This window comes from Vibrio sp. 10N.222.54.A3, assembly GCF_041474095.1.
GTDB classification, from domain to species: Bacteria; Pseudomonadota; Gammaproteobacteria; order Enterobacterales; family Vibrionaceae; genus Vibrio; species Vibrio crassostreae_C.
Genome location: NZ_JBFRTN010000042.1, coordinates 115,888 through 133,462, shown reverse-complemented (window position 1 = coordinate 133,462; position 17,575 = coordinate 115,888). Strand labels below are relative to the sequence as shown.

Genomic DNA, 17,575 nt, shown 5'->3' with positions numbered 1-17,575 from the left:
AATTAATTTAAGTGCTCGCTTGCTACTGATCATCAATATGTCTATTTAGGTTGGCTACTTGATAAACTAGCTTCCTGAGAAGGTCATCCATAATAAATGAATGATGTTCGCCTTTAAGGGTTGATGATTTAGATAGCAGGAAAAATTCCACATAACGTGGGTTGTTAGATTGAGCTTAAACGACAATAAGAAAACGCTCTCCTCAACCTGCGATAATACTTTAGAAGTTCACTCTCTATGAACACAGAACAAGATACACAAGCGCAAGAAAACGTAGCTCCAGCTTTGGAAGCGGGAACGCTGCTTAAGAACAAACGAGAATCTCTTGGTTTAACGCAAAAGCAGATTTCTGATCGCTTGAAACTTCGCGTTACTCTGATCCAACAAATTGAAGAAAACCAATTCGAGTCAGATCAAGTGGCGACGTTTATGCGTGGCTATATTCGTTCATACGCGAAATACGTCAATCTTGACGAAAAAGTCGTATTGAGTGCGCTGCATCATGCCGGTGATGCTCAGCATCAAGAGCAAGAAATGCTGAGTTTTTCTCGTAAGACCAAAACCGAGAAGCACAACAGCCGTATTATGATCCTGACTTGGAGCATTTTTGCGGTCATTGCGGGTATCTCCTCACTTTGGTGGTGGCAGAACCAACAGCAAGACACCCTATCTCAATCTTTAGCGAATACTGAAAGCTCAGAAGAGCTAGCGGTAGAAGAATCACTTGCCCCTGAATTCACCTCTTTGGAAGTGATTGAAGCTGAACAAAACGAAGCGGGTGCTTCTGTTGTTGAAGATACTTCAGATGCTGTTACTCCAGCTGACGAAACTCCTGCACAACAAGCAACAGAGACAGAGCCAACTGCTGAAGTTGCTGCGAATGCAGAAGCGGTTGAAGCAAGCACTGCTCCTGAAGCTGTGGCTAACGAGCTAGTCATGCAGTTCTCTGCTGATTGCTGGATCCAAGTAAAAGATGCAACGGGTAAAACCTTGTCGACTGGCATCAAAAAAGCAGGTCAGTCGTTAAATCTATCAGGAACTGCGCCATATAAAGTGATTCTAGGTGCGCCAGAAGGCGTATCAATGACATTTGCAAGTGAACCTGTCGACCTTTCTGGGTATACTTCAGGCAAAGTAGCTAGAATAACCTTACCTTAGAGTTAATATGCAACACGAATCTCCTATTATTCGTCGCAAATCAACCCGTATTTATGTGGGTGATGTGCCGATCGGTGATGGTGCACCAATTGCTGTGCAATCCATGACCAACACAAGAACAACAGATGTAGCCGCGACCGTTGCTCAAATTAGAGCTCTGGAAAAAGTTGGCGCTGATATCGTTCGCGTATCTGTACCGACTATGGATGCAGCTGAAGCCTTTAAGCTAATCAAGCAGCAGGTCTCTGTTCCTTTGGTTGCTGATATTCACTTCGACTACCGTATCGCACTTAAAGTGGCGGAATACGGCGTTGACTGTCTGCGTATCAACCCAGGTAACATCGGTAACGAAAGCCGTATCCGCTCAGTTGTTGATTGTGCACGTGATATGAATATTCCGATTCGTATTGGTGTTAACGGCGGTTCTCTTGAGAAAGAGATCCAAGAGAAATACACAGAACCTACAGCAGAAGCGCTTGTTGAATCAGCAATGCGTCATGTAGATATCCTAGACCGTCTGAACTTTGATCAATTCAAAGTCAGCGTGAAGGCTTCTGATGTATTCCTTGCTGTCGGTTCTTACCGTTTGCTGGCTAAGCAGATTGATCAACCTCTCCACCTTGGTATTACCGAAGCGGGTGGTGCGCGTGCAGGCTCTGTGAAGTCAGCGGTAGGTTTAGGTATGCTTCTTTCTGAAGGTATCGGCGATACGCTGCGTATCTCGCTAGCGGCTGATCCGGTTGAAGAGATCAAAGTTGGCTTTGATATTCTTAAATCTTTGCGCATTCGTTCGCGTGGCATCAACTTCATTGCGTGCCCGAGCTGTTCTCGTCAAGAGTTCGATGTTATTAACACCGTTAATGCCCTTGAAGAACGCTTAGAAGACGTGATTACTCCAATGGATGTGTCAATCATCGGTTGTGTGGTTAACGGCCCTGGTGAAGCAGAAGTGTCTCACTTAGGTTTAGCCGGTAGTGCTCGTAAGAGTGCCTTCTACGAAGACGGTAAGCGTCAGAAAGAGCGCTTCGACAACGATGACCTTGTCGACAAACTTGAAGCTAAGATTCGTGCAAAAGCGTCAGTGCTTGATAAAGCAAATCGCATTGATGTAGAAAACTTAGAAGATTAATACAACGCGATGGGGTGTGATTGTCTATTCGCACTAACACCTGGTCGTGAGAAATTACGGAATAAATACTGTGGCTAAAAATATTCAAGCAATTCGAGGCATGAACGACTGCCTTCCAACTCAATCACCACTGTGGCAGAAAGTAGAAAGCGCAGTTAAAAACGTGGTGAGTGCATACGGTTACAACGAAGTACGTATGCCTATCGTTGAAGAAACAAACCTATTTAGCCGTGCAGTTGGTGAAGAGACAGACGTTGTTTCTAAAGAGATGTACACCTTTGACGACCGCAATGGCGATAGCCTAACGCTGCGTCCAGAAGGCACAGCAGGTTGTGTTCGTTCATGTATTCAAAACAGCCTTATCAACCGTGATGAACAGCGCCTATGGTACATGGGCCCTATGTTCCGTCACGAGCGTCCTCAAAAAGGTCGTTACCGTCAATTCCACCAATGTGGTGTTGAAGTGTTTGGCCTAGACGGTCCAGACGTTGACGCAGAACTTATCATGATGACAGCACGTCTATGGCGTGAGCTAGGCATCGACAAGCACGTTCGCCTAGAGCTGAACTCAATCGGTTCTCAAGAAGATCGCGTTAGCTACCGCACTGCGTTAGTGGCTTTCCTTGAGCAACACATTGATGTGCTTGACGAAGACTGCAAACGTCGCATGCACACTAACCCTCTACGTGTACTTGATACTAAGAACCCTGATGTTCAAGCTATCTTAGGTGACGCACCTCGACTATCTGAATATCTAGGTGAAGAATCGAAGCAACATTTTGCTGGTTTGTGTGAACTTCTTGACGCTGTTGGTATCGAATACCAAGTTAATGAGCGTCTAGTACGTGGCCTAGATTACTACAACCGCACTGTATTTGAGTGGATCACAGACAGCCTTGGTGCTCAAGGTACAGTATGTGGCGGCGGTCGTTACGATGGTCTTGTTGAGCAACTAGGCGGCAAAGCAACCAATGCAGTTGGCTTCGCAATGGGTCTAGAGCGTCTGGTTCTGATGATGGAAACGCTAGAGCTAACAGAAGTTCGTCGTAGCGTTGATGTATACGTAGTTGCTGCTGGCGAAGGTACTATGATCGCGGGCATGCAGTTAGCGAATCAATTACGCGACACCGTTGAAGGCGTGCGTGTAATGAACCACTTCGGTGGTGGTAACTTCAAGAAGCAATTCAAACGTGCTGACAAAGTAGGTGCTGTTGTGGCGCTGGTACTTGGTGAGAACGAAGTTGCTGACAATACAGTTGTGCTAAAAGATCTGGTTGGCGGCGAGCAAGAAACCGTGTCTCAAACGGAAGTTGCAGAGAAAGTTGCTGCGCTAATCTAATTAGCCATTGAGCAAACGCTCATAATGAATACTAACGTCAGCACTATGCTGGCGTTTAAAGAATTAAAGAGGACAGGAAGTGGAACTTTACGATAGCGAAGAGCAACAAGTTGAAGCCATTAAAGATTGGTGGAAAGAGAACGGTAAAGCCGTAATCTTTGGTGCGGTTATTGGTTTAGGTGGTCTATTTGGCTGGCGCTATTACCAAGATTCAGTAGTTGAAGCGCGTGAAGCAGCTTCAGAAAGCTACACCTCTGTAATTTCAGCTCTTGATGTTAAGGGTGTTGATGCTCAATCTGATATTCAAGCTTTCATCGACGCAAACAAAGATGCTGAGTACTCAGTACTTGCTGCTATGCAACTAGCAAAAGTACAAGTACAAGCAGACGATCTAGCGGCGGCACTTGAACAGCTCGAGTGGGCAAAATCGGCAACTAAGGACGCGGCACTTGCGCCACTACTTACTTACCGTGTTGCACGTATTAAAGCTGAGCAAGGTGAATTTGACGCAGCACTGACTGATCTTGCTGCTATGACAGATGAATCTTGGAAAGGCCGTGTTGCTGAACTGCGTGGTGATATCTCACTTCGTAAAGGCGACACAGACGCAGCATACAGTGCTTACACAGAAGCACAGCAAGCTGTTGACGCTAGCCAAACGCTTCAAATCAAACTTGACGACCTAGCTAAATAAGGCGCTTTGAATGAAGAAGATGTTTCCAAAAGCGGCGTTGTGTGCGATTGCTCTTGGCCTACTAGCTGGCTGTGCGGGTGAAGAAGACACCGTAATCATGGCTCCAGTCCCAACGGTAAACAGCGAGTTCACTCCTAGTCAGGAATGGTCTACGTCGGTTGGTGATGGTGTTGGTCACTACTTTTCAAAACTAACGCCAGAATTGGCTTACGACAAAGTGTTTGTTGCAAGCCGTGAAGGCATGGTTAAAGCGCTTGATCCTGATACAGGTAAAGCGCTGTGGAAAGTCGATCTTGAGAAAGACGTATTGGCTCGTTTATCGGGTGGCTTAACGGCGGCTTACGGTAAAGTTTTTGTTGGTTCTGAAAATGGCGAAGTGATCGCACTGGAAGAATCGACCGGTGAAGAGCTGTGGCGTGTATCAGTCAATGGCGAGGTGCTTGCATCCCCAGCAACTGATAGCAACATGGTCATTGTTCATACCAGTCGCGGTATGTTGATCGCGTTAGATCAAGCAAGCGGCGAACAAAAATGGACCATCAGTACGGAAGTACCAAGCCTAACACTGCGTGGCGATAGCTCGCCTGTTGCAGTTTCTGGTGGTGTATTCTGGGGTACAGCAAATGGTCGTCTAGCTGCGGCTATCGTTGATCGTGGTCAGCTTATTTGGCAACAGCCAGTAGGCACACCAAAAGGTGCAACGGAAATTGATCGTTTGGTTGATGTTGATGCATCTCCAATTGTTCTTGGTGGCACCCTGTATACCGTAGGTATCAATGGTCAGCTGATTGCTATCGACCTTCGTTCTGGTAAGCCAATTTGGAAACGTAACTACTCATCAGCGATTGATTTAGCAAGTGATGGTAGCCGTTTGTTCGTTGTTACCGACAAAGACCATGTGGTTGCGGTTGATGCGCGTAGTGGTACTGAACTGTGGAGCACTCCATTGTTAGAAAACCGCTTACTGACAGCACCTGCTATTATTAATGGTTATGTAGTCGTGGGTGATACTGAAGGTTATCTGCACTGGTTGGATCGTTCATCGGGTGAGTTTGTTGCTCAACAGCTTGTCGATGATAGCGGCTTTGCGGTTGCACCAATTGAACTGCCTGAAGGCTACTTAGTGACGACTCGCAATGGCGATGTAAAGAAACTAACGATTAGCCAATAAAAGCGTGATATAATTCACAGTCGGCTCCTGGTTGGTAACAGCCAGGAGCCGTTTTGTTGTTAAAAATTAATAAACCGTGTGGTTATAGGTAAGAGTTTAAACTTGCGAACAAGTGCTTACCTATAACTACATTTAGAGAAGAAATTGTAGAGGTTGTTATGGTACCTGTTGTTGCTCTAGTAGGGCGTCCGAACGTAGGTAAATCTACGTTATTTAACCGATTGACTCGAACTCGTGATGCATTGGTTGCGGATTTCCCTGGCTTAACGCGTGACCGTAAATACGGTCATGCTCATTTTAGCGAGCATGACTTTATTGTTATTGACACTGGCGGTATCGACGGTACTGAAGAAGGTGTTGAAACTAAAATGGCTGAACAGTCGCTAGCGGCGATTGATGAAGCTGATGTCGTTCTATTTATGGTAGATGGCCGTGCGGGTCTAACACCTTCAGACGTGGCGATTGCTAAGCACCTACGTCAACTAGAAAAGCCTTCAATGCTAGTAGTAAACAAGGTTGATGGTATCGACCCTGATGCTGCAAGTGCTGACTTCTGGCAACTAGGTGTAGAAGACATGTACCAAATCGCTGCGGCGCATGGTCGTGGTGTTACTGCACTTATTGACCTTGCTCTTAACCCATTCGCAGAAGCGCTAAAAGCTGAGAATGGCGAAGTAAGCGACTTAACTGAGTTTGAAGACGAAGAAGAAGAGCAGGTTGAATTTACAGAAGAAGAAGCTGAAGCAGAATTCAAGCGTCTTCAAGATCAACCGATCAAACTAGCGATCATTGGCCGTCCTAACGTAGGTAAATCAACGCTAACGAACCGTATTCTTGGTGAAGAGCGTGTGGTTGTTTACGATATGCCAGGTACGACTCGTGACTCTATCTACATCCCAATGCAGCGTGACGAGCGTGAATACGTTCTAATCGATACTGCGGGTGTTCGTCGTCGTAAAAACATCAACGAAACGGTAGAGAAGTTCTCAGTGGTTAAAACACTGAAAGCGATTGAAGATGCTAACGTTGTATTGCTGCTTATCGATGCTCGCGAAAACATCTCTGATCAAGATCTAAGCTTGCTAGGCTTTGCGTTGAACGCTGGTCGTTCAATTGTTATTGCCGTAAACAAGTGGGATGGCCTAGATAACGACGTTAAAGAACGCGTTAAGAAAGAGCTAGACCGTCGCTTAGGCTTCGTTGATTTCGCACGTATTCACTTTATCTCTGCACTTCACGGTACAGGTGTTGGTCACTTGTTTGAGTCTGTACAAGAAGCTTACAAATCAGCGACTACTCGTGTTGGTACTTCTGTGCTAACTCGTATCATGAAGATGGCGACTGATGATCACCAACCGCCTATGGTTCGTGGCCGTCGTGTGAAACTGAAATACGCGCACGCTGGTGGCTACAACCCACCGATTATCGTTATCCACGGCAACCAAGTTCGTAACTTGCCAGATTCATACAAACGATTCTTGATGAACTACTACCGTCGTTCACTAGAAATCATGGGTACACCTATTCGCATTCAATTCCAGAACAGCGAGAACCCATTTGAAGCTAAGACTAACAAGCTGACAATTTCTCAAGAACGTAAACGTAAGCGTATGATGAGCATGGTTAAAGGTCGTAAGTAAACCTTTCCAATAGATTTGATACCCGAGCCTGTCTCGGGTATTTTTTTAAGCAAAATTCACGTTAAGCCATAACAATATGTTTTTATCATCATGGCTTAACGAATCAGACTAGATTCCAAAAGAAGAACGATATGACTACTAGCGATTTGATTACACCAGCGTCAGCAATCACACCAACCATTATTCAATTTTGTCATCAGGCTTGGCAGCTCAATGCTAAAGCGCTATACGTTGAAAGCGACGACAGCAAAACTTACCTGATTGCCGACGTAACACCTTTTCACCCAGTGAGTCATATTTGGCCCGATCACCCTGCAGACCAAGGCTTTGTGAATGTTGGTGACGTGCAATTTCCCGTTGAAGACTGCCTTGTTGGTGCTATAGAACAATCTACTGGCAAGCTTCATATCGCAGCAGATATCCCTGTTAAGCGTGATACGGAAGGGTGGGCGTTTGTTGTTGTCCACCAGCTACCTACATCTGCTTCTATGATTAAGGTTAACGACGAAGTCGTGTTGTCGGTTGATAAAGAGTACCAAGCCAGTTTGAGCCGTGGTCACAGTGCTGGTCACATCGCTTTCCTAGCCTTGAATAAAGTATTGGCTGAAAGCTACTGGCGTAAAGATGCGGACAGAAAAGATCCGCTTGGCAGTTACGACTTCAATAGCTACGCACAAGTGACGAGCTTTGTGACTCCAGAGCTGTGTACCGATAAGTATCGCTTAGGCAAAACCCTGAAGAAGCGTGGTTTGAACGTTGCAGATATGCTAGCAAGTCTTGATGACATCGAAGCTGATATCAACCAAATGATTGCGGGCTGGTTTGCAGAGCCGACGCCAGTTGCAATGCGACTGGAAGGCGAAGCATTAACAGACTCTCGCTATTGGGAATGGCAGTTGGATGCCGACACTTTAGTGTCTATTCCGTGTGGTGGTACTCACATTGAGAACACCTCAGAACTTAAGGCATTATCCGTTAAGTTAACCCAGTTAGATGACCAGCATATTGAAATGCTGACGCATGTAATTCGATGATCTAGACTACAGATCGAAATGGCTTGTGCTGTTTGTTTTGTTTTTTCATGTAACTTTTAATATAAATGACTGTTTAAAATTGAAATGCAGCACATGTAACTTATGCTTTCGGTGTGTGGTGATATAAATATTCTTTTTGGGGTAGATCGCTGATCAAAATAGATAAAGCGAAAGATCAACCTATGATCTTCGATTGTGTGTCGTACTAATTTAGTGTGTTATTATTAACCAATAACAAGCTTGCATAAGAACAAGTTGTACCCGATTACACAATTGAAAGCCTTAGTGAATGGAACAACAATTTTTATTAGAAGGTCATCGAGCCGTCAATAGCTTGCTACGGAAGCTTGCGCTTGGGATGGATCGCAAAGATTTAAATCACAAGATTATTCAGCTTACCGAGCAGCTTTTTGGGCAGCGCATGGCTTCACTTCTACTGCTCAACTCAGAGTCTAAAACGTTACACCTTGAATATGCCCCAAACCTGCCTGATTTTTACAATCAACAGATTGAAGGGGTAGGAATTGGTGCGGGGATAGGCTCTTGTGGCGAGGCAGCTGCGCTTAAGAAAGCAGTGATGATCTCTAACATAAATGCACACCCAAACTGGGCACCTTTTCTGGCCCTCACCAATCAAGCGAATTTGCATGCCTGTTGGTCGGTCCCCATTATCTCGTCACGCGGTAATGTGTTGGGTACCTTCGCTATTTATAGTCAGTACATCTCTGAACCACATGAATTTGAGCTCGAGATCTTAGAACTACTGGCCTCCCTGTATTCGGTAGCACTAGAGAAGTTTGAGCTGGAGAACCAGCTAAACTTTTTCGCTAATCGAGATTCTTTAACCCATTGCTTGAATCCTCGTGCACTGTTCAATGAAGCCGAAAAAGTGTTGGCTAAGCGATGTTTTTCAGAAAAGGTGATGGCGTGTCTGTTTGTGGATGTCGATAAGTTCAAATCAATAAATGATACCTATGGCCACAGTTTCGGTGACGATGTGCTGTTGGCGGTTGCCGAAGTTCTTGATGAGGCAACCACAGCATGTGCCAAGATAGGCCGTTATGGTGGCGATGAGTTTGTGGTGTTCTCTTGCTTTGATGATCAAGAAAGCGTTGTTAGCTTCTACCACAGCTTAGAGAAAGCACTGCAACAAGCGCTTTATATCAATGATGTGCAGTTCTCAGTGAGTGTTGGGTTGTCTTGTGAGAAAGATCCTCAAGGATTAGACCAGTTGATCGCACAAGCTGATAAGAACATGTACCAAATCAAGCAAGCGAAGTCTCAGCGGTAGTAGATTGTAAAAATAGTAGTGAATTAGGAAATGCTAATGAGTGAAAATATCTGCCCTAAGTGCCAGTCTGAGCTAGCTTGGGATGGCAAGTATCATTGTGAAAGTTGTCAGGCTCACTTTACTAAAGTTGGGTTTTGCCCTGAGTGCAGCAGCCAACTTGAGAAGCTTCAAGCCTGTGGTGCGGCGAGCTATTTTTGCAACGGTGATTGCAACGAGTTGAAATCAAAGTCGAGAGTAAAATTCGAATTTCAACCTGCGGAATAGCCTTAAACTACATGGTTTGAACGACCATCGGTGATGTTATACCAGAGACTCAATACTAAAGTGTTGGGTCTTTTTTGTATCTGAAGAACAGGAATGTGTCATCTTGGTTCATTCCCACCGTCACTGCACCAGTATGAAACATAGTTACATGATTGCTATGCACTCTATTGGTGTGAGTTTCTTTTAAATTCTATTAATACAATTACTTATAAATAATTTCGTTGGTTTATAAGTTTGGCACTCTTCTTGTAACTCTGTAATTGAATAACAAAAATACAATTATGGAGTAATATCATGAACAAGGTGTTCAATTTATCGCTAGCTGCACTGTGTACAACACTTTCATTTTCTTCTGCAACAGTGTTTGCTGCTGATGAGACCATCAAGGTCGGTGTTCTACACTCACTCTCTGGCACCATGGCGATCAGTGAGACAACGCTAAAAGATACCGTGCTAATGCTCATCGAAGAGCAGAACAAAAAGGGCGGTTTGCTTGGTAAGAAGCTAGAGCCTGTCGTGGTTGACCCTGCGTCAAACTGGCCGCTATTTGCTGAGAAAGCGCGTGAGCTTATCGAAAAAGAGAAAGTGGATGTGGTGTTCGGTGGTTGGACGTCGGTATCACGTAAATCCATGCTACCTGTCTTTGAAGAACTCAACAGCATCCTTTTCTACCCAGTACAGTATGAAGGTGAAGAGTCTTCTAAAAACGTTTTCTACACCGGTGCCGCGCCAAACCAACAAGCGATCCCAGCAGTGGATTACTTGATGGAAGAGCTTGAAGTCGAGCGCTGGGTACTTGCAGGTACCGATTACGTTTATCCACGTACAACCAATAAGATCTTAGAAGCCTACCTAAAAGATAAAGGTGTCGCAGAAGAAGACATCATGATCAACTACACGCCATTTGGTCACTCTGATTGGCAATCTATCGTTTCAGACATCAAAAAGTTCGGTGAAGCTGGCAAGAAAACCGCTGTGGTTTCTACTGTAAACGGCGATGCGAACGTACCTTTCTATAAAGAGCTAGGCGCTCAAGGCATTTCATCTGAAGACATCCCAGTTATTGCATTCTCTGTTGGTGAAGAAGAACTGTCAGGCATGGACACAGAACCATTGGTTGGTCATCTAGCGGCATGGAACTACTTCATGAGTGTTGATACTGAAGCTAATGAAGAGTTCGTTGAAACGTGGCAGTCGTTCATCAAGAGTGAAAAGCGTGTCACCAATGACCCAATGGAAGCGCACTATGTTGGCTTCAATATGTGGGCTCAAGCGGTCACTAATGCGGGCACAACCGATCCTGAATCTGTGCAAGATGCCTTGATTGGCGTGTCTGTACCTAACCTTTCTGGCGGCTACTCTACCATGCTGCCAAACCACCACATTACTAAACCAGTCCTGATCGGTGAAATCCAAGACGATGGTCAATTCGATATCGTTTGGGAAACCACTGGACTAGTGGCGGGTGATGCTTGGTCGAGTTACTTACCTGAATCGGCAAAACTGTTCTCTAGCTGGTCGAAGCCATTCTCATGTGGTGCGTTTAACGTCGAAACGAAGAAGTGTTCTGGCGGTAACTAGATCGTCAATTCAGGAATATTGAGCCTTCCGGTTTGGGAAGAACGCGTCTGTTTAACGGGCGAAGCGAACGGAAGGCTCATCGTTTCAGGTAACAACCACTATCCACACATCCTCCAAGTAAAAATAACAATATCTAACTTGGTTGGTTAAGGAAGCAGGGATGAAAAACGTATTAAACGTATTTAAAGCGCTGTTGCTCATGGCAGTCAGTGCTCAGTTGGCTTTTGCTGGAATAACGGATGAAGCTAGCTTTACCAAGGCGCTAGTTGGTAAGAAAACATCGGATAAAGAATTAGCTATCGATTGGGTGATTGAGACGCAAACGGAAGATGTGTCGAAAGCTATTTTAGATGGCTGGTTAAACGGAAACCTTTACTACTTCAATGAGAAACAGAGCGAGCAGTACAAACAGCTCTACCTCATTCAAAGTATCAAAACAGCGACGTCAGCTCAGTCAGTATGGGATGATTCAACGCTTAATATCGAGAATGCGAGACAGTTTAAAAAGGTTCGTGTGAATAACAAACTTCGCGGGATATTACGCGGGGAAATAGCCTCGATTGGACTGAACAGCGGCAACCCTGATGTGCGTTATAAGGCGGTTTTGGATTTGTTAGGAACCAAAGGCGCTGACATTATCGAACGACTAACTGAACTCAGAGCCAATGAATCAGATGGCAAAGTAGCTGAGCTAATGGATTTGTCGTTAGCGATTGCCACTTCTCTTAATAACAGTGCCACCATTGAAGATCGTGTGGCTTCAATTGAACGAGTTGGCGACTTCAAACACTCGGTGGTTCTGAAAACACTGAACCAACTACTGAACAGTGAGCAAGATCCAAGCATTACCGCTGCAGCAGAACGTGCGATGGATAGCTATCAACAAAGCCAAGCACTCTATTCGGGTGTAGAAACAGTATTCTTCGGTTTGAGTTTAGGCTCGGTATTGGTACTGGCAGGCATTGGCTTAGCGATTACCTTTGGTGTGATGGGCGTTATCAACATGGCTCATGGCGAGCTGATCATGATTGGCGCTTACACCACCTACGTATTGCAGTTGTTGATGCCGAATCATATTGGCCTAGCGCTGATACTTTCCATTCCAGCGGCATTCATTGTTTCTGGCTTAGTGGGCATTGCGATTGAGCGAAGTGTGATTCGTCATCTTTATGGTCGCCCATTGGAAACCTTACTCGCGACCTTTGGTATTAGCTTAATCTTGCAGCAGGCTGTTCGCTCGATTTTCTCTCCTTTGAACCGCTCAGTGAGCACACCTGAATGGATGTCTGGCGCACTTCAATTGAACCCAATGTTGTCCCTGACTTACAACCGACTTTATATCATCTTGTTCTGTGGTTTGGTGTTTATGGGCTTATTAATGGTTCTGAAAAAGACACCACTAGGCTTGCAGGTTCGTGCGGTTTCTCAAAACCGTGGCATGGCTCGTGCGATGGGTATTCGTTCTGAGCGAGTTGATGCGATGACCTTCGGTTTAGGCTCTGGCGTTGCGGGTGTCGCGGGTGTGGCACTTTCTCAACTGACTAACGTCGGTCCAAATATGGGGCAGGCGTATATCATTGATTCATTCATGGTGGTGGTATTCGGCGGTGTCGGCAACCTATGGGGCACGCTAGTCGCAGGCTTAAGCCTTGGTCTGTTCAATAAGATTTTAGAACCATGGGCTGGTGCGGTTCTCGCCAAGATTCTGGTACTGGTTTTCATCATTCTATTTATTCAAAAACGCCCACGCGGACTCTTCCCGCAACGTGGTCGTGCGGCTGAAGGTTAAGGACAACATCATGCAGTCAAAATCATTTGTACTTTCGGCAATGCGTGGTGACAAAGGTGGCCAACTGACCATCCTTGCCATTCTTGCGGCCGTCATTCTTATCCCACTGGCTAACACCATGTTACCAAGTGGGCACCCGCTTCATGTCGAGACTTTCACTATCTCGCTGATGGGCAAATACCTGAGCTACGCAATGTTGGCGTTGGCGCTCGATCTTGTGTGGGGCTATCTCGGAATATTGAGCCTCGGCCACGGTGCTTTCTTTGCGCTTGGTGGTTATGCGATGGGTATGTACTTGATGCGTCAGATTGGTGACCGTGGGGTTTATGGTGATCCAGTCTTACCAGATTTCATGGTGTTCCTTGATTGGTCTGCGCTGCCGTGGTTTTGGCAGGGCTTTGATCAGTTCTGGTTTGCTTGCCTGATGGTGGTGCTAGTGCCGGGCGCATTGGCTTACTTGTTTGGTTATCTGGCTTTCCGCTCTCGTGTGTCCGGGGTGTATCTTTCTATCATGACTCAGGCATTAACTTACGCATTGATGCTGGCATTTTTCCGCAACGAAATGGGCTTTGGTGGCAACAACGGACTGACGGATTTCAAAGACATCATCGGTCTGAGTTTGCAGAGTGATGCGGTCAAGATAGGTCTGTTTGTCGCGACTGGTATTGCGCTTATTCTCAGCTACATAGCTTGTCGCATGGTGGTGACCAGTCGATTAGGTCGTGTGGCATTAGCGATTCGTGATACAGAGTCACGTACTCGCTTTATGGGCTACGACGTCGATGGCATCAAGCTGTGGGTCTTCGTTCTTTCAGCGGTTATTGCTGGTATTGCTGGGGCTTTATATGTCCCTCAAGTTGGCATCATTAACCCGGGAGAATTTGCTCCTCTTAACTCGATTGAGATTGTGGTTTGGGTAGCCTTAGGCGGTCGTGCCACTCTGTTTGGTGCAATTGTCGGTGCATTGATCATCAACTACGCCAAGAGTTGGTTTACGGTTGAGTTCCCGGAGGTGTGGCTGTTTGCTCTGGGTGGACTATTCGTACTCTCAACCATGTACTTCCCACAAGGTGTGATTGGCTTTGTCAGTGAAAAGTGGCAGCAGCTGCGCAAGGCATCAAATGGGAAAAACCAAGATAAAGATAAGGATGATCAGCACAAGGCCAAGGAGGTGATCGCATGACCACATTTAATAGCGTAAAGGAATCGGTTCAGGCGTTCACTCGTCGAGACGAAGTCTTTGATTACCTCAAACCCGATATTCATCCTGCCATCGATACTCGACATAACGTGCTGTTGTATGTCGAAGGCGTCAACAAAAGCTTCGATGGTTTCCAAGCGATAAACGACCTCAACCTCTACATCAAAGAGGGAGAGCTACGCTGTATCATAGGTCCTAATGGCGCAGGTAAAACCACCATGATGGACATTATCACAGGTAAAACTAAGCCAGACACCGGCGAGGTGTGGTTGGGTTCGAACATCAACTTATTGAAGATGAACGAAGCCGAAATCGCCAATGCAGGCGTTGGGCGTAAATTCCAAAAACCGACCGTGATTGAGTGTTTAACTGTGTGGCAGAACCTTGAATTAGCCATGGCCGGTGACCGCTCAGTGTGGGCGACGTTCACCGCTGTGATGTCTGGTGAACAGAAAGACAAATTGACCTCGGTACTTGAGCTGATTCATTTAAAAGACGAAGCGGCGAATTTGGCAGGTAACCTGTCTCACGGACAAAAGCAGTGGTTAGAGATCGGCATGCTATTGATGCAAAACCCTAAGCTGTTGCTGGTGGATGAACCCGTGGCAGGTATGACTCACCAAGAAATGGATCGCACCTCTGAGTTACTTAACTCACTGGCAGGTAAGCACTCGGTTGTGGTCGTTGAACACGATATGGATTTCGTTCGTTCTATCGCCAGCCATGTCACCGTGCTTCATCAAGGTCATGTGTTGGCTGAAGGCACCATGGATCAAGTGCAGGCTCACCCTGAAGTTAAACAAGTTTATCTCGGAGAATAGGATGCTAGAGGTTAAATCAGTTAATCAATATTACGGTGAGAGCCACACGCTGTGGGATTTGGATATGCAGATCCCAGAAGGTAAATGCACGGTGCTAATGGGGCGAAATGGTGTCGGTAAAACCACCTTACTGCAATGCATTATGGGGTTGGTGAAGGTTGAAAGCGGTGACATCTCCTTATCGGGTGAGTCACTTTTGAAAACCGATGCCGAGGACCGTCCACGCCAAGGGATCGGCTATGTACCGCAAGGTCGCCAGATCTTCCCAATGCTCACTGTTCAAGAAAATCTAGAGGTCGGTTTACCGATTCGTAAAAAGGGTGACCGCAAGATCCCTGAATTCATCTTCGATATTTTCCCAGTGTTAAAAGAGATGCTACATCGTCGCGGTGGTGATTTATCGGGTGGCCAGCAGCAACAGCTAGCGATTGGGCGTGCGCTGGTGGTTAATCCAAAGCTATTGATCTTGGATGAGCCGACGGAGGGTATTCAACCCAATATTGTGCAAGAGATTGGCGACATCATTCGCATGCTCAACGAGAAAATGGGGCTCACGGTTCTGTTGGTTGAACAGAAGCTGCCGTTTGCAAGAAAGGTCGGTGACCGTTTTTGCATTATCGACCGTGGACGCCAAGTGGCAGAAGGTGAAATGACAGGGCTCGATGAGTCCTTGATAAAGGAGTACCTAACCGTATGAATTCTCTCTTTTCTCCGAATGAAGTAAGCAAGGCTTCTTTAGTAGAAGCTTTATCTTTGAATGAGACCATCGAACAAGATATTCGTGATGGTTGGCAAGCGAGTTTAAACCTCACCTTTGTCGATCGAGGTGATAAAACCGTATTAAAGAATCGTCAGCAGTCTGGTCCGCTTGCGGTGCAACGCCCCCTGTATCCTGATGGGGAAACGTGTCACACCTACTTACTCCATCCCCCCGGCGGAGTGGTAGGTGGTGACACTCTCAATATTGAAGCGACCATCGAAAGCGGTGCTCACGCGTTGATTACCACACCCGGTGCGACCAAGTTTTATCGCTCAAACAACAAGTACGCCAAGCAGAAGCAGACCCTACGAGTGAAGAAAGATGCACGCTTGGAATGGATGCCGCAAGAGAACATCTTTTTCCCGAATGCACACGTTCGTTTAGATACTGAAATTCGCCTAGAAAAGGGTGCACAGTTTTGGGGTTGGGAGATGCACTGTTTTGGACGCCCTGCACAGAATGAGGGATTCGAGCTTGGTCATCTCGTTGGGAAAACAGAAATCTATCTTGATAATCAAAGGCTTCTGACTGAAGGCTTTAATTTTCATGGTGGCGATAAGTTAATGATAAATATGGGGTTACTTGATTATTCAATGATGGGAACCTTTTATATCACTTCAAATGAGAAGCAAGATTTAGAGTTGGTACAGAGCTTGCTCTTATCTATTACACAGCAAGCTTCACAGCAATCAGTTACATCAAAAACGTCGAGTGAACCCACATTAATATTGGGTGCTACTCAGATAGAAGGATTGATTGTGGTGCGAGCCTTGGGTAATTGGAGTGAAGATATCCTCCAAGCCTTTGGTCAGATTTGGCAAGCAACTCGCTCTCATTTATGTGGTACGACTCCTGATTTACCAAGGATTTGGGCGACTTAGCGATTAGCCCTATTTGTACCGAGGGCGACTTCCGGCCCTCGGTACATTTTTTCAAGCTTGCTGTGATTGAATCCCACTTACTGCTCATGCGTTTCTGAGCAATAAGAAAACAACACTAACAGCGGGCAGCTAAATGGAATTAACACCAAGAGAAAAAGATAAGCTACTTATCTTCTGCGCAGGAATGCTGGCACAGCAGCGTAAACAGAAAGGCTTAAAACTCAACTACCCAGAATCTATTGCTCTGATCAGCAGTGCCATTCTTGAAGGTGCCCGTGAGGGGAAAACCGTTTCGGAATTGATGGATTTTGGACGCACACTGCTTACCGTCGATGACGTTATGGAGGGGATCCCTTCCATGATCCCAGATGTACAAGTCGAAGCGACTTTTCCCGATGGCACCAAGTTGGTGACCGTTCATGAACCTATCGTGTAGGGAGAAGAAATATGGCTGGATCCACCAAACAATATTCAGGCTTAGTGCCCGGAAAAGTAGAAACCGCTCCCGGTGATATCACTCTAAACGAAGGCCGAGACACGACGTCCGTAAAGGTTCAAAATATAGGCGACCGTCCCGTGCAAATCGGCTCTCATTACCACTTCTATGAAGCAAACCCTTCGCTGATCTTTGACCGAGAAGCCACTAAAGGCTTTCGACTCAATATCCCTGCGGGCACCGCTACCCGTTTTGAACCGGGTCAGTCACGTAGCGTCGAGTTAGTGCGTTATGCCGGTAAGTTAGAGATTTATGGCTTCCAAGGAAAGGTGATGGGCAAGCTCTAAGCGCTCCCATAGAAAGAATTAAAACAACAAAGGATTGAT

Annotated in this window: 17 protein-coding genes; all 17 read left to right on the top strand. The window is 45.9% G+C overall.

Annotated elements, in window-relative coordinates; genetic code table 11:
- Positions 1-237 precede the first annotated feature (237 nt).
- The 17 genes from AB4507_RS10495 to AB4507_RS10415 all read left to right on the top strand — a co-directional run bounded on the left by AB4507_RS10495 (position 238) and on the right by AB4507_RS10415 (position 17,536).
- Positions 238-1,158 (top strand): RodZ domain-containing protein, encoded by a 921-nt coding sequence (locus AB4507_RS10495; protein WP_372182624.1) that lies wholly within the window; start codon positions 238-240, stop codon positions 1,156-1,158.
- A gap of 7 nt (positions 1,159-1,165) precedes the next feature.
- The gene (gene ispG, locus AB4507_RS10490) at positions 1,166-2,287 is read left to right on the top strand and encodes a flavodoxin-dependent (E)-4-hydroxy-3-methylbut-2-enyl-diphosphate synthase (RefSeq protein ID WP_009848294.1); all 1,122 of its coding nucleotides are present in this window, start codon (positions 1,166-1,168) and stop codon (positions 2,285-2,287) included.
- Positions 2,288-2,357: 70 nt separating this feature from the next.
- A complete protein-coding gene (hisS, locus tag AB4507_RS10485) occupies positions 2,358-3,626 on the top strand; it encodes a histidine--tRNA ligase (protein WP_017062514.1) in 1,269 nt (422 codons plus the stop codon).
- Positions 3,627-3,705: 79 nt separating this feature from the next.
- Positions 3,706-4,320 carry a YfgM family protein gene (locus AB4507_RS10480; RefSeq protein WP_372182622.1) on the top strand — a complete coding sequence of 205 codons (615 nt, stop codon included), beginning with the start codon at positions 3,706-3,708 and terminating at the stop codon, positions 4,318-4,320.
- Positions 4,321-4,330: 10 nt separating this feature from the next.
- Entirely contained in the window at positions 4,331-5,491 is a 1,161-nt protein-coding gene (bamB, locus tag AB4507_RS10475; protein WP_017062512.1) for an outer membrane protein assembly factor BamB, read from the top strand.
- 158 nt (positions 5,492-5,649) lie between these two features.
- Positions 5,650-7,131: a ribosome biogenesis GTPase Der gene (gene der / locus AB4507_RS10470; RefSeq protein ID WP_017062511.1), complete on the top strand. Its 1,482-nt coding sequence runs from the start codon at positions 5,650-5,652 to the stop codon at positions 7,129-7,131.
- Positions 7,132-7,262: 131 nt separating this feature from the next.
- The gene (locus AB4507_RS10465; RefSeq protein WP_017071840.1) at positions 7,263-8,165 is read left to right on the top strand and encodes a metal-dependent hydrolase; all 903 of its coding nucleotides are present in this window, start codon (positions 7,263-7,265) and stop codon (positions 8,163-8,165) included.
- 289 nt (positions 8,166-8,454) lie between these two features.
- On the top strand, positions 8,455-9,456 hold the full coding sequence (locus AB4507_RS10460; RefSeq protein ID WP_372182619.1) for a diguanylate cyclase: 1,002 nt from the start codon (positions 8,455-8,457) through the stop codon (positions 9,454-9,456).
- A 36-nt stretch (positions 9,457-9,492) separates the two neighbouring features.
- Positions 9,493-9,720 carry a zinc ribbon domain-containing protein gene (locus tag AB4507_RS10455; protein WP_017056199.1) on the top strand — a complete coding sequence of 76 codons (228 nt, stop codon included), beginning with the start codon at positions 9,493-9,495 and terminating at the stop codon, positions 9,718-9,720.
- Between the two features lie 294 nt (positions 9,721-10,014).
- The gene (urtA, locus tag AB4507_RS10450) at positions 10,015-11,301 is read left to right on the top strand and encodes an urea ABC transporter substrate-binding protein (protein WP_004735113.1); all 1,287 of its coding nucleotides are present in this window, start codon (positions 10,015-10,017) and stop codon (positions 11,299-11,301) included.
- Between the two features lie 160 nt (positions 11,302-11,461).
- Positions 11,462-13,090 carry an urea ABC transporter permease subunit UrtB gene (gene urtB, locus AB4507_RS10445; protein ID WP_136974071.1) on the top strand — a complete coding sequence of 543 codons (1,629 nt, stop codon included), beginning with the start codon at positions 11,462-11,464 and terminating at the stop codon, positions 13,088-13,090.
- Positions 13,091-13,100: 10 nt separating this feature from the next.
- The gene (urtC, locus tag AB4507_RS10440) at positions 13,101-14,273 is read left to right on the top strand and encodes an urea ABC transporter permease subunit UrtC (protein WP_017062507.1); all 1,173 of its coding nucleotides are present in this window, start codon (positions 13,101-13,103) and stop codon (positions 14,271-14,273) included.
- The gene (gene urtD / locus AB4507_RS10435; protein ID WP_017062506.1) at positions 14,270-15,112 is read left to right on the top strand and encodes an urea ABC transporter ATP-binding protein UrtD; all 843 of its coding nucleotides are present in this window, start codon (positions 14,270-14,272) and stop codon (positions 15,110-15,112) included. Before urtC ends, urtD begins: the two co-directional genes overlap by 4 nt.
- Before the next feature lies 1 nt (position 15,113).
- The gene (gene urtE, locus AB4507_RS10430; protein WP_017062505.1) at positions 15,114-15,809 is read left to right on the top strand and encodes an urea ABC transporter ATP-binding subunit UrtE; all 696 of its coding nucleotides are present in this window, start codon (positions 15,114-15,116) and stop codon (positions 15,807-15,809) included.
- Positions 15,806-16,753: an urease accessory protein UreD gene (locus AB4507_RS10425; RefSeq protein ID WP_372182618.1), complete on the top strand. Its 948-nt coding sequence runs from the start codon at positions 15,806-15,808 to the stop codon at positions 16,751-16,753. Before urtE ends, AB4507_RS10425 begins: the two co-directional genes overlap by 4 nt.
- A gap of 133 nt (positions 16,754-16,886) precedes the next feature.
- Complete coding sequence (gene ureA / locus AB4507_RS10420) at positions 16,887-17,189, top strand: urease subunit gamma (protein WP_004735119.1); 303 nt, start codon at positions 16,887-16,889, stop codon at positions 17,187-17,189.
- A gap of 11 nt (positions 17,190-17,200) precedes the next feature.
- Complete coding sequence (locus AB4507_RS10415; RefSeq protein ID WP_017069302.1) at positions 17,201-17,536, top strand: urease subunit beta; 336 nt, start codon at positions 17,201-17,203, stop codon at positions 17,534-17,536.
- Positions 17,537-17,575 lie beyond the last annotated feature (39 nt).